Source organism: Faecalibacterium sp. I4-1-79 (assembly GCF_023347235.1).
Taxonomy (GTDB): domain Bacteria; phylum Bacillota; class Clostridia; order Oscillospirales; family Ruminococcaceae; genus Faecalibacterium; species Faecalibacterium tardum.
Map to the genome: position 1 here is coordinate 1,488,515 of NZ_CP094467.1, position 12,592 is coordinate 1,501,106.

Annotated in this window: 12 protein-coding genes; 11 read left to right on the forward strand and 1 reads right to left on the reverse strand. The window is 57.4% G+C overall.

Annotated features, from left to right (window positions below):
- Positions 1 to 9: 9 nt before the first annotated feature.
- The 3 genes from MTP36_RS07325 (at position 10) to MTP36_RS07335 (ending at position 2,810) form a co-directional block, all read left to right on the forward strand.
- Positions 10 to 1,218, forward strand: a complete 1,209-nt coding sequence (locus MTP36_RS07325) for a sodium ion-translocating decarboxylase subunit beta (RefSeq protein WP_249254296.1) — start codon at positions 10 to 12, stop codon at positions 1,216 to 1,218.
- Between the two features lie 438 nt (positions 1,219 to 1,656).
- Positions 1,657 to 2,349 (forward strand): alpha/beta hydrolase, encoded by a 693-nt coding sequence (locus tag MTP36_RS07330; protein WP_249254297.1) that lies wholly within the window; start codon positions 1,657 to 1,659, stop codon positions 2,347 to 2,349.
- A complete protein-coding gene (locus tag MTP36_RS07335; protein WP_330220875.1) occupies positions 2,343 to 2,810 on the forward strand; it encodes a GNAT family N-acetyltransferase in 468 nt (155 codons plus the stop codon). The genes MTP36_RS07330 and MTP36_RS07335 overlap by 7 nt, the downstream gene beginning before the upstream one ends.
- An 82-nt stretch (positions 2,811 to 2,892) precedes the next feature.
- Here the strand turns inward: MTP36_RS07335 and MTP36_RS07340 are convergent, their stop codons facing one another.
- Positions 2,893 to 4,620, reverse strand: coding sequence for a carbon starvation CstA family protein (locus tag MTP36_RS07340; RefSeq protein WP_249254298.1), 1,728 nt, complete (start codon positions 4,618 to 4,620; stop codon positions 2,893 to 2,895).
- Positions 4,621 to 5,323: 703 nt separating this feature from the next.
- On the opposite strand from MTP36_RS07340, the gene MTP36_RS07345 reads away from it, so the two are divergent.
- From MTP36_RS07345 to MTP36_RS07380, 8 genes are all read left to right on the forward strand, one after another.
- Positions 5,324 to 5,632, forward strand: coding sequence for a YerC/YecD family TrpR-related protein (locus tag MTP36_RS07345; RefSeq protein WP_005923988.1), 309 nt, complete (start codon positions 5,324 to 5,326; stop codon positions 5,630 to 5,632).
- 59 nt (positions 5,633 to 5,691) lie between these two features.
- Positions 5,692 to 6,018 (forward strand): hypothetical protein, encoded by a 327-nt coding sequence (locus MTP36_RS07350; protein ID WP_097785967.1) that lies wholly within the window; start codon positions 5,692 to 5,694, stop codon positions 6,016 to 6,018.
- 231 nt (positions 6,019 to 6,249) lie between these two features.
- The gene (locus MTP36_RS07355) at positions 6,250 to 6,924 is read left to right on the forward strand and encodes an HAD-IA family hydrolase (protein WP_249254300.1); all 675 of its coding nucleotides are present in this window, start codon (positions 6,250 to 6,252) and stop codon (positions 6,922 to 6,924) included.
- Between the two features lie 39 nt (positions 6,925 to 6,963).
- Positions 6,964 to 8,820 (forward strand): SGNH/GDSL hydrolase family protein, encoded by a 1,857-nt coding sequence (locus tag MTP36_RS07360; protein ID WP_249254301.1) that lies wholly within the window; start codon positions 6,964 to 6,966, stop codon positions 8,818 to 8,820.
- Positions 8,821 to 8,875: 55 nt separating this feature from the next.
- Positions 8,876 to 9,097, forward strand: a complete 222-nt coding sequence (locus MTP36_RS07365; RefSeq protein ID WP_097779778.1) for a hypothetical protein — start codon at positions 8,876 to 8,878, stop codon at positions 9,095 to 9,097.
- A gap of 84 nt (positions 9,098 to 9,181) precedes the next feature.
- The gene (locus MTP36_RS07370; RefSeq protein WP_097779779.1) at positions 9,182 to 9,922 is read left to right on the forward strand and encodes a YjjG family noncanonical pyrimidine nucleotidase; all 741 of its coding nucleotides are present in this window, start codon (positions 9,182 to 9,184) and stop codon (positions 9,920 to 9,922) included.
- A 40-nt stretch (positions 9,923 to 9,962) separates the two neighbouring features.
- Positions 9,963 to 11,858 (forward strand): ABC-F family ATP-binding cassette domain-containing protein, encoded by a 1,896-nt coding sequence (locus MTP36_RS07375; RefSeq protein ID WP_249254303.1) that lies wholly within the window; start codon positions 9,963 to 9,965, stop codon positions 11,856 to 11,858.
- Between the two features lie 15 nt (positions 11,859 to 11,873).
- A complete protein-coding gene (locus tag MTP36_RS07380) occupies positions 11,874 to 12,419 on the forward strand; it encodes a Gx transporter family protein (RefSeq protein ID WP_249254304.1) in 546 nt (181 codons plus the stop codon).
- The last annotated feature ends 173 nt before the right edge of the window (positions 12,420 to 12,592 follow it).

Here is a 12,592-nt window from a genome sequence, read left to right on the forward strand (position 1 = left end):
AGGAAGAGCATGACACAGTTTATTGATACTCTGGTCGGTATTTTCCAAAGTTCCGGCTTTGCACAGTTTGGCCAGCCCGGCGGCTGGCTGTACGCCGTGATGATCTGCGTGGGCTGCTTTTTGCTGTACCTCGCCATCGTCAAGGAGTTCGAACCCCTGATCCTGCTGCCCATGGCCTTTGGTATGATCCTTGCCAACCTCCCCGGCAGCGGCATCATCCACATGCAGTACTTCGTTGGTGACGGTCTGGAGCACCCCATGTGGGTCGAGATCCTGAACAACGGCGGTCTGGCTGATATGCTCTACATGGGCGTTAAGCTGGGCATCTACCCGCCGCTGATCTTCCTCGGCATCGGCACCATGACCGACTTTGCACCCCTGATCTCCAACCCCAAGAGCCTGCTGCTGGGCGCTGCCGCACAGTTTGGTATCTTCGGTACTTACATGGGTGCCCGTCTGCTGGTCGCTACTGGTCTGGTAGACTTCACCCAGAAGCAGTCCGCTGCCATCTCCATCATCGGCGGTGCCGACGGTCCTACCGCTATCTTCGTTACCTCCCGTCTGGCACCTGAGCTGCTGGGCAGTATCGCCGTGGCAGCCTACAGCTACATGGCACTGGTGCCCGTCATCCAGCCGCCCATCATGAAGGCACTGACCAGCTCCAAGGAGCGCTCTGTGGTCATGAAGCAGCTGCGCACTGTCTCCAAGACCGAGAGGATCATCTTCCCCATCATGGTCGCCATCATCGTTTCCCTCATCGTACCGGATGCCGCCGTTCTGGTCGGTATGCTGATGCTGGGCAACCTGATGAAGGAGTGCGGCGTTGTGGACCGTATCCAGAAGACCGCCGGTAATGAGCTGATGAACATCATCACCATCTTCCTGGCTCTGTCTGTTGGCTGCACCACCAGTGCAAACACCTTCCTGAATACCCGCACCCTGTTCATCATCGTGCTGGGTCTGATCGCCTTCTCCTTCGGCACCGCAGCCGGTGTGCTGTGCGGCAAGGTCATGTACAAGCTGACCGGCGGTCAGGTGAACCCCCTGATCGGTTCTGCCGGCGTTTCCGCCGTGCCTATGGCCGCTCGTGTTTCCCAGAAGGTCGGCCAGAGCGAGAACCCCTCCAACTTCCTGCTGATGCACGCCATGGGCCCCAACGTGGCCGGCGTTATCGGTTCTGCCGTTGCTGCTGGTATCCTGATCAACATCTTCGGCTAAGCAAAACCTGAAATACGACCTCAAGAGCCATCGCACAAGGCTGTGCGGTGGCTCTTTTTGTGCAGAACGATTTCAATGGCCTCCGCTGCGCTTTGGCCATATTCAGCGGAATTATGATTTATTATTTCGGGATAACGGAGCGTCTGCGGACGCTCCGTTATCCCATTTTCACGGGAGAGGACGTAAGAGGTAACAGCAGACGTTTCCAGTTACGACCCCTTCTGTGAAAAAGAGGTTCTGAAACGCCCGCAGGCGTTTCAGAACCTCAAATATTAAAATATACTTTCCTTGAACAATGGCCAGAGCGGCAGCGGAGGCCATTCAAAATCGTTTTGCAATAAGGATGATAGCAACTTTTTCCTGTTTGTGTTTGGCTTCTGCTTGTGCTATCATAGAGAAAACAGGGCGCAATACGCCCCCAGAACAGGAGGGACTGTTATGGAAAAAATCAAGCTCGAGGTTGCAGGCATTCCGGCTGTCCTGTACGGCAAGCGCAGCCGTAAGGTCTATCTCTATGTCCATGGCAAAAACGGCAGCGCAGCCGAGGCTGCTCGCTTTGCCCGCACAGCTTGCCCGGTAGGCTGGCAGGTGCTGGCTGTCGATCTGCCGGAGCACGGCACCCGAAAAAACAGCCCGGAAAAGCTGGTGCCGTGGGTGGTTACCCGGGAGTTGCAAGCGGTCTATGCCCGGATGCAGCCGGTATGGAAGCAGATCCGCGTGTACGGGGTCAGCATCGGTGCGTGGTTTGTCATGCAGGCGTTGCAGACGCAAACGCCGGAAAAGGCACTGCTTGTCTCCCCGGTGGTGGATATGGAAAAGCTGATCCTTGACTTGATGCAGCAGGCAGGGGTAACGGAGGAACAGCTGCACGCGGCAGGGGAAATCCCCACCGCCATGGGGGAGACCCTCTCGTGGCCGTATCTGTGCTGGGTGCGGGAACATCCGCTGCATTGGAAGGTGCCCACACAGGTGCTCTATGCCGATACGGACCCCCTTACCGGGCACACCGCTATGGAGCGGTTCCGGCAGCAGACCGGGGCGCACCTGACCATTCTGGAGGGCGGGGAGCACTGGTTCCACACCGAGACCCAGCTGGCCGCTCTGCAAAGCTGGGAGGAACACAATTGCTGAACCTTACCGAACAGAAAGCCACGCTGGCAGAGCTGGAATTGCTGGTAGCGGTGCGCTGCCGGGTGCTGCGGGCAGCCAATCAGCTGCCGGAAGATACTCCGCTGCCGGAGGTGGAGAGCCAGACACGGACCTATTACCAGAAGGCCTTTGCCGAGAACACCCACACGGCGTATCTCCTTTGGAACGGTGAAACGCTGGCAGGCACCGGCGCCGTGAGCTATTTTCAGGTCATGCCCACCGTCCATAACCCCACCGGTCGGAAAGCCTACCTTATGAATCTGTACACCGCACCGCAGTACCGGCGGCAGGGCATTGCGACCCGCATCCTGACCCGGTTGGTGGAGGATGCGCACCGGCGCGGGGTGACGGCCATCTCGCTGGAAGCGACCGCAATGGGCAGGCCGCTGTATGAAAAGTTCGGCTTTGTACCCATGGAACATGAAATGGAACTGCCGGAATAAAACAAAACGCCGCTGACGGCTTTGTGCATCGTCAGCGGCATTTTGTTTATTGAAAACAGGATTGTGAATGGCAGGGTTAAAATCAGACCTTAGTTTCGCTGTTGTGCTCAGCCTTCTTGTAAGCGGAGAAGGAATGGAACACAATGTTCAGACCCAGCACGATCAGCAATACGGCAAGGATCAGCTGCAGGCCGTTTGCGATGAACACAGCGCCCCAAGTGGTCTCACCGGCAGGGATGGTAACAGAAGCGGCAGTGCTGATGGCCTTGACCATAGCGATCAGGCGCTGCACCAATGCGGTAAAGGTAACGCACAGCATGATGATCAACGGGGGGAACAGCATCTTGTTGCTGCGGCCGGTCACCTTCAGGAACACGCACAGGGTAGCCAGCACCAGTGCGCTCAGCAGCTGGTTGGCAGAGCCGAACAGCGGCCAGATGTTGGCGTAGCCGATCTTGGTCAGGATAAAGCCGAACACCAGCGTGATAAAGGTGGAGAAGTACACATTGCAGAACAGCTTGCGCCAACCCTCAGCGTGCTCCATATCGTCCACGCTGAACAGCTCCTGGAAGCTCATGCGGCCAATGCGGGCCACGGCATCCAGACTGGTCAGTGCCAGTGCGGAAACGCACATGGTCATGAACACGGTAGCAGCGTAGGCGGGCACACCGAACATCTCAAAGAAACCGGCAACGCCGCGGCTGAAGATCTGGAACGGGGTACCAGCGGCAGGGGTGCCGTCGGCAGCTGCGGCAGCACCGGCCACGCACAGAGCCAGCACAGCCAGCAGGCTTTCAAGGATCATGGCACCGTAGCCGACCTTCAGCATATCCTTCTCGTTCTCAACGGTCTTGGAGGAAGTACCGGAGGAAACAAGGCTGTGGAAGCCGGAAACTGCACCGCAGGCCACGGTGACAAACAGGATGGGGAACATGGTGCCCAGCTTTTCGTTGGTAAAGCCGGTGAACACGGGCAGGTTCATGGTGGGGTGTGCAACCAGCAGGCCAACCACAGCGCCCACGATCATGGCCACGAACATAAAGGTGGTCATGTGGTCACGGGGCTGCTTGAGCAGCCACATGGGCAGCACAGCGGCAAAGAAGATGTACACAAAGGTGATGTAGCTCCAAGCGGCCTTGCCCAGGATCAGGGGCAGGTTTGCGCCGATAACAAAGGACAGCACGATGAACACGATGCTGATAACGCTTTCCTTCCAGCCGGAGAAGTTGAACTTTTTCTGCAGCAGGCCAAAGATAACGGCAAACACCATGAACATGATGGACACCATACCGGCAGCGCCGTTGGTCTTGGCGGCCTCGACCATTGCACCGTCTGCGCCGAAGGCATTGAAGGTGCCGGCAACCATGTCCGCAAAGGCGGCAATGACGATGCCGCAGAACAGCCAGCAGAACAGCAGGAACAGCTTGCGGCCGGTCTTGCCGATGTACTTTTCAATCAGCATACCCATGCTCTTGCCGTCGTTCTTAACGGAAGCATACAGGGCACCAAAGTCGGTGACAGCGCCGAAGAAGATGCCGCCCAGCAGCACCCACAGCAGCACCGGCAGCCAGCCGAAGGCTGCGGCCTGAATGGCACCGGTGACAGGGCCTGCGCCGGCAATGGAGCTGAACTGGTGGGCAAACACCGTCCAGCCGTTGGTGGGCACATAGTCCCGGCCATCCTCGTGGACGACAGCCGGAGTCTTGGCTGCGGGGTCAATGCCCCATTTGTTAGCCAGCCAGCGGCCGTAAAGCACATAAGCGCCAAACAGGCACACCGCTGCGATCAATACGATGACCAGCGTGTTCATAGTTTTCTACCTCTTTCCTTTTTTCACTCCGCAACAGGTTCGGAACGATAGACTGCCGTCCGGCAAAGCATTGCCCCGGAGCGTAAAAAACCTTCGTCCTCGGCACATGACCGGGTTTTCCGGCCACACTCCGAAGACGAAGGCTTCTGCTCCCGCCTGCCAGGGCAGGAGCAATACTCCGCGGTACCACTTCGCTTGCTGTGTTAAAACAGCCACTCTCCCACGCATGGTACACTGACCATGCTGCCCGATAACGTGGGCTGGACGGCACCGTGCTACTAAGGGGCACAAAACCCGGTTCACACAGGCTGCTCGCAGGCGAGGGTCCTCTGCTCCTGACTGCCGCTTTTTCACCCGAGAAGCGGCTCGCTGAAAGAGGGTGATGCAGAAGATCATGTCCTGTTCCTTGCATTTGCTGAATGATTGTGTCCTACTTTATTCCCGTTTTCATCAATTGTCAATATTTTCGTCACAAGTTCAGAGGATACGCCAATTCAAGCCATTTTCTGGGAATAATTTTTAGGTGATTTTCTTTCATGTGTGAAGAGAATAAAACTAAACACGTCTACAATTGAAAACCATTCACTCACAGGTCTTGACTTTCACACTTTGAAGTGCTAAAGTAATGGCGTGCAGAATATTCCGTGCGGCAGCACTGCCTGTTTTGCCCGCTGCCGCCGCTATTATAATAAGGAGAAAAACAATGGCTGAAAAAAATTCCAGAAGAAACGAGACGACGGATGCGCTCTTTGATGCCATCCTCAGTCTGGAGAGCCGGGAAGAGTGCTACGCTTTTTTTGAGGATCTGTGCACTGTAAAGGAGATCTCGGATATGGCACAGCGCTTACAGGCTGCAAAGCTCCTGCTGGATGGTGCCACCTACGAGCAGATCGTCAAGGCGGTGGAGATCAGCACCGCCACCATCAGCCGTATCAACCGCTGCATCCAGTACGGCTCCGGCGGCTACCGCGACACCATTGAGAAGGTGCGCGCACAGGCAGAAAAGCAGTAACAGCCGTACCCGCCGCAGCATAGGATAGGGCACACGACCGGAAAGGAAGGTTTTGCCCTATGATGATCGATACACCCTGTGCCCGTTCTCAGTGCCCGGAGATGCCCAAGGTCAGTCTGGATCAGGCTGTCGTGGACCTGATGGAAAGCATTGCCCTGCAGGAAACAGCGCTCAGCCACATTTTGTGTGCCGAAAGCCGGAAGATGCAGAAAGCCATGGATCTGGACGGTCTGGATCTTTGCAAGCTGCTGGAGGTGAACGACTCCGCTACCAACATGGTGCACGCCGTAGCAAACCTTGAGCTGGTGCTCAAGGATAAGCTGGAGTTCGTTTCCAACAACCTCTATGTCCCGGGGGACAGCAGCTGCCCGTCACCTGCGCAGTAGCGCTTTTGCAGGGGACGGTCTCTGCTGCAATTTGATCCGTGAAAATGCAATGCCGGGCAGCCCGCGGGCTGCCCGGCATTGTGCTGCACCGCGCTGCCGCAAGGGAGGCTGCTGTGCAAAAAACGGCGCAGCGGCCTCCCTTTTTAGGAAAATTCTGCATAAGAGACAGAAAAATCTTTTGTTGGAATTGCTGATGTATCAAATCTGTGCTATACTATTGGATGTATCACCATGAAAGCGAGGAATAAAACATTGCTGCATTATGATGCGATCCTATTTGATGTGGACGGGACGCTGATCGATTCAGCCCCCGGTATCATTCATACATTGCAAGAGGTTTTCTGCACCATGGGTGTGGATGTATCCGGCATCAACCTGCGCCGTTATCTGGGCCCGCCCCTGCGCAAAAGTTTCGGCGAGCACTTCACCGACCCGGCGCTGATCGAAAAAGCTACCGACCTTTACCGCACGAGTTACGCGGTGAAGGGCAGTCACGAGTGTGCCGTGTTCCCGGGGGTTCCGCAGATGCTGCAAACCTTGAAACAGGCCGGTTTTCGCCTGTGCACTGCCACCTCCAAGCCCACCAAGGTGGTCACCCCCATTCTGGAAGAGCAGGGGCTGGCACAGTATTTTGATTTTATCGGCGGCGCCTCTATGGACGAAAGCCGGGACACCAAGACCGAGGTCGTGCGTTATGTGCTCAGCCAGCCCGCTTTGCAGGGCAAGCGGGTGCTGATGGTGGGCGACCGTAACGATGATATGCGGGGCGCTGCCGACTGCGGTCTGGATGCTGCCGGTGTGCTGTACGGCTACGGCAGCCGGGAAGAGCTGGAAGCCTTCCATCCAGTGCTGCTGGCCGAAAGCTGCGCCGACCTTACCGACCGGCTGCTGGCAGCCCGGGTATGACAGGAAGTTTCATTCCTTCGGAAGGAGAATGGATAGAATATGAGAAGCAATAACCAAAAGGAGAATCAGGCGCTGACCCCGATGCAGAAGCAGGCAGTGCTGGTGTGCATCGTGTGTGCACTGGCGGCGCTGCTGACCATCGGTATCACCCTTACCATGCTCAAGCGGGGCAAGAACCCGGCGGAGCAGCCGGGGGATTCTTCCATTATTACCCCCGCGCCCGCCCCGGAAGGGGAGGAGGATATCTCTGACCACTATCAGATCAACAAGACCTCCAGCGCGCTGCTCACCGGGACTGCTGATGCTGGTGACGCCTATCAGGAGCAGACCCTTTTTATCGGCGATTCCAACACGGTGCGTCTGTACGCCAGCGGTCTGATCTCGTTGCAGCAGTTCTGTGCCAAAGAGGGCATTGGTACCAGTGCCGCCCTGAATGAGGGCATCGTCACCTTCAAGCGGGACGATAACCGCTACACCATCGCACAGGCAGTGGCAAAAATGAAGCCCCGCCGGGTGGTCATCATGCTGGGCACCAACGATAACGGCATGAACACCGAGGACTTTATCAGCAACTACACCGCGCTGGTACAGGCCATTCAGGCCAGCTATCCCCATACCGATATCATCGTCAACACGGTGCCGCCGGTCCCGTCCAACCACTCCAACTACCCCAACATGGACCAGACCCGTATTGATGATTTCAACATGGCGCTGCTGACCATGTGCGAGCAGCTGGGCGTCAAGTTCCTCAACTCTGCCGAGGCGCTCAAGGACGCCAACGGCTACGGCAATGTGGATTACTACCAGAGCGGGGACATCCACCTCAAGCCTGCAGGTCTGAAGGTGCTGCTGAAGTATCTGCGTACCCACGCCTATGAGACCGAGGATCGCCGCCCGGACACCAATAACATTCCCACCCGCGCCGAGTATACCGCTAACCCCAGCTCTGCCGTGGAAGCACCCAGCAGCTCGGAGGAAGTCTCTTCCTCGGCTGTTGAGGAAAAAACGGAGTATCAGGCCGGTTACCGTGTAGATAAAACCGGCGGCGGTACCCTGACCTGCGGCAACGAGAGCGGCAAGTCTCTTACCGTCAAGGTGACCAGCGCCGCCCAGACTGTTACTGTCACCGCAGTGCCGGAGGACGGCTATGTGTTCGTCAAGTGGAGCGATGGCGTGACCAAGCGCACCCGCACGGATACCAATTTTGACCAGAACGTGGATGTGACCGCTGTGTTTGCGGCAGCCTCTATCCAGATCAGCAGCAGCGGCAAGGCTGCGCTGGGGGATTCCTACACCTTCAAAGCTACCCTCAAGGGCAAGTATCTGGATACTTCCAGCATCCGCTGGTATGTCAATGGCAGCGAGGTGACACAGGCTGCCGGCAAGACCACCGTAAAGGGCGAGGTAGACCCCTCCATGCTGGGCGGCAACTTCCGGGTGTACGCCACCGCCAGCTATAATGACTGCACTGTGACCAGCAACAAGCTGGAACTTTCGGTCAGCGGTGCACCGTCCAGCTCGTCCAGCAGTTCCAGTGCATCCTCTAAGGAGGATAAGCCTGCTTCTTCCAAGGACGAAACGTCTGCCTCCTCTAAGGAGGACAAACCGGCCTCTTCCAAGGAGGAGAAGCCCGCTTCTTCCTCCTCGAACGGTACTTCTGAAAGCACCGGCAGCTCCTCCAAGGCAGAGAAGCCCGCCTCCTCTGCGGCTTCTTCTAAGGAAGAAAAGCCCACTTCTTCTTCGCAGAGCAGCTCCTCCTCCAAGGTGGAAAAACCTGCTTCTTCTAAGCAGGAGCACACGGCTTCCTCCAAGGAAGATGCACCGGCAACCTCTAAAGAGGAAAAGCCCGCGTCCTCCAAGACCGAAGCCAGCGCCAGCAAGGAAGCTGCCAACTAAGGGCACATTCCGCGCCCGCGCCGCATAGGCTGGCGTGAGAGGAAGGTGGAGCCCTATGTACTGGCAAGAAATGCGCACACCCTCCCTGCCCGGGGAGAACGACGTGACCAACGGCAGCGTGGATTACTACGATACCGACTGGGAAAATGTGGATAACAGCGCATTGGAGGAAGAAATGCAGAAATGCGGTCTGACGCCCTGCGAGGGAAAGACGCTGTGCCCGGACAACACCCCGGCACAAACAGACCTGTCTGCGTATGAAATCGTTTCTGAATAACGAGAAGCCAGCTCTGCCGGGGGTGGGGCTGGCTTCTCCCTGTTGATACACAAGTGGGAAATGCTGAAAAGAAAGTGAGATACTATGGCAAAATATTATTGCATCCTGTTCGATGCGGACAATACGCTGCTCAACTTTGATGCAGCCGAAAACAAGGCGCTGGCCGAAACGCTGGTAAACTACGGTATCGAGCCGGATGCTGAGACCGTGCAGACCTACCGCACCATCAACGAGGAACTGTGGCGGCAGCTGGAAAAAGGCCAGATCCGCCGCGAGAAGCTGTTCGGCGAGCGGTTCAGCCGCTTTTTAAAAGCCATCAATGCCGCCGGTGACGGTGTGGAGATGAACCGCTTCTATCTGGAGCAGCTGTCCACCCACCCGGATCTGATGAGCCCGGAGGTGCTGGACGTGCTGCGCGAGCTTTCGGAGGTAGCAACGCTGGCCATCGTCAGCAACGGCGCGCAGAAGGTGCAGACCCGCCGTCTGGCAGAAAGCGGCGTGATGAATTTTATGGAGGACGTGTTCATCTCTGAGAAAATGGGCTGCGAAAAGCCCAATGCCCGCATCTTTGATGCCGCCCTGCGCGCGCTGGGTGTGGAGAACCGGGAGCACGTCCTGATGGTGGGCGACAGTCTGCCCAGTGATATTCAGGGCGGCAGCAACGCCGGGCTGGATACCTGCTGGTACAACCCAAACCACGCCGAGAACCCCGGCAAGGTGATCCCTACCTACGAGATCGCCAGTCTGGAAGAGCTGTATCCGCTGGTGATGGAGCAGGAGGAGCTGGCCAACGTTGGCCTGAAGAACCGCCGCCACCAGTGCTGAAACATGAAAAAGAATAGATAACGGATAACGGATCAAAACTATGCTGATACATTTAGAAAAACTGGGTAAGACCTTTGGCGAAAAGGTGGTGCTGCACGATGTGACCGCCAGTGTCGAGCGGGAGGACCGCATCGGCATCGTGGGACAAAACGGCGCGGGCAAGACCACTCTGCTCAAGATCCTTACCGGCGAATATCAGGACTACGAGGGCGAGTTCAGCGTGACCCATGGGGTGACGCTGGGCTATCTGGAACAGAACGCAAAGCTGGATGCTACGCTGGATATCTACGGCGAGATGCGCGCCACCTTTGCCCCAGTGCTGGACGCCATGGCGCAGATGCAGATCTTGGAGCGCCGCATGGCTGCCCAGCCGGACAACGCCGACCTGCTGGCACAGCACGATGCTTTGCAAAACATCGTAGACGCCGCCGATGGCTACAACATGGACGTGAACATCAAAAAGGTGCTGTCCGGCATGGGATTTGCGCAGGATACATGGCAAAAGAACATTGCGGTGCTCTCCGGCGGCGAGCTGACGCGGCTGCGTCTGGCGAAGCTGCTGCTGGAAAAACCGGATGTCCTCATTCTGGACGAGCCCACCAACCACTTGGACTTTGCCACCATGGAATGGCTGGAAAACTACCTCAAGGGCTACTCCGGTGCGGTGCTGGTGGTCAGCCACGACCGCTATTTCCTCGATAATGTCTGTACAAAGATCTGGGAGGTGTCCTTCCAGACCATGACCACCTACAAGGGCAACTTCTCGGCCTATCTGCCCCAGAAGGAAGCCGCCGATGCCCTGCGCCAGAAGCAGCACGATGCCGACGTAGCACTGGCTGAAAAGCTGCAGGACTATGTAGACCGCAACCTTGTGCGCGCCTCCACCACCAAAATGGCGCAGAGCCGCCGCAAGCAGCTGGAAAAGCTGGAGATCACCGAGGCACCCAAGGACGAGACCAACCAGCTGAAGTTCCGCTTTGAATATGACGTAGAGCCGTGGAATGAGCTGGTGATGCTGAAAAACCTCAGCATCAAGATCGGGGAGCGCACCCTGCTGGAACCCTTTACCTATACGGTCTGCCGCGGGCAGCGGCTTATCATTGCCGGCCCCAACGGTGCAGGCAAATCCACCCTGATGCAGGTGCTGGACGGCAAGCGCCGCCCCTCCGGCGGCATGGTGCGGCTGGGCACCGGAGCACGTCCCAGCATCTTTGCCCAGCAGCAGAACCGTCTGGGACAGGGCAGGGTCATTGATGTCATCTGGAACAAGTACCCCCGCATGACCGAGCTGGAGGTGCGCAGCCACCTTGCAAAGCTGGGCTTCCGGGGCGATACCGTATTCAAGCCCTGCGAAGCATTGTCCGGCGGCGAGCTTGCGCGTCTGCGCTTTGCGGAGATCGTGCTGGAGCGCCCGAATCTGCTGTTTCTAGACGAGCCCACCAACCACTTGGACATCTATACCCGCGAGAACCTGACTGAGGCGCTGATGGCCTACACCGGTACCCTGCTGCTGGTCACCCACGACCGTCACCTGATGAACAGTCTGGCCTGTCCCATCCTCTACCTTGAGGACGGCAAGGCAGTGCTCTATCCCAGCTACGATGCCCTGATGGGTCGTGCCGACCCGGTGCAGGCTGCCCAGAAGGCGGCCGAGCCCGCCAAGACCGGCTACGGCAAGGAGCAGCGCCGCCGCCGCGCCGAGCTGCGCGCCAAGATCAAGGCATGCGAGGACGAGATGGAGGCCTGCGGTGCACGCGAGGTAGAGCTGGACAACGAGATCAACTCCCCGGAGGTATATAACGACCCCGACCTGCTGCGCCAGAAAAGCGATGAGCTGAGCGACCTGCGCTTCCATCAGGAGGAGCTTTTTGCCGCATGGGAAGCCGCCATGGAAGAACAGGAAGCCTACGAGCAGACGCAGCAGCCCGAAGAATAAAGGAGCGTATCCTCTATGCCTAAAAATCACCGCAGCTATCAAAAAACACGGCACATCGCCCTGTCTGGTCTGCTGTTTGCACTGGCCATGGCGCTTTCCTTCATCGAGGGTACGCTGGTCATCCCGGGGCTTTTGCCGGGCATGAAGCTGGGCCTTGCCAACATCGTGGTCATGTACGCCTTGTTCTTCATGGGACCCCGGCAGGCACTGGTGCTGGATGTGCTCAAGGCGCTGTTCGTCTTTCTGGTGTCCGGCTTCACGGCGGGCTTCCTCTCGCTGTGCGGCGGGCTTTTGTCCCTTGCGGTGATGTGGGTGCTGTACTATCTTTTGCCGGTGCGCCCCACATGGTTCATCCTGTCGGTCTGCGGTGCACTGGCACATAACGTGGGGCAGCTGCTGGGCGCGGGGGTCATCATCTCCTCGTCCTTGTCGCTGTACTACGCTCCGGTCATGCTGGTGCTGGGGCTTGTCATGGGTGCGCTCACCTCGGTCACCCTGCGGGCGCTGCTGCCCGCGCTGGGCAAAATGGGCTTCAACACCCACGAAAACCGCCCCGAATGACCGACCATTCCGGCAAGGCAGTTGCATTTTGGCCGGAAATCTGTATAATAAGGAAACAACTGTATTTTTATCTAGGGTGTATCTGAAAAGTCGAAAATTTAGTCTATTTCTACAAACACAGCTGGATTTTGCGTTAAACAGCCTTGAAATCCACAAAGGATTCCTGCGGCTAT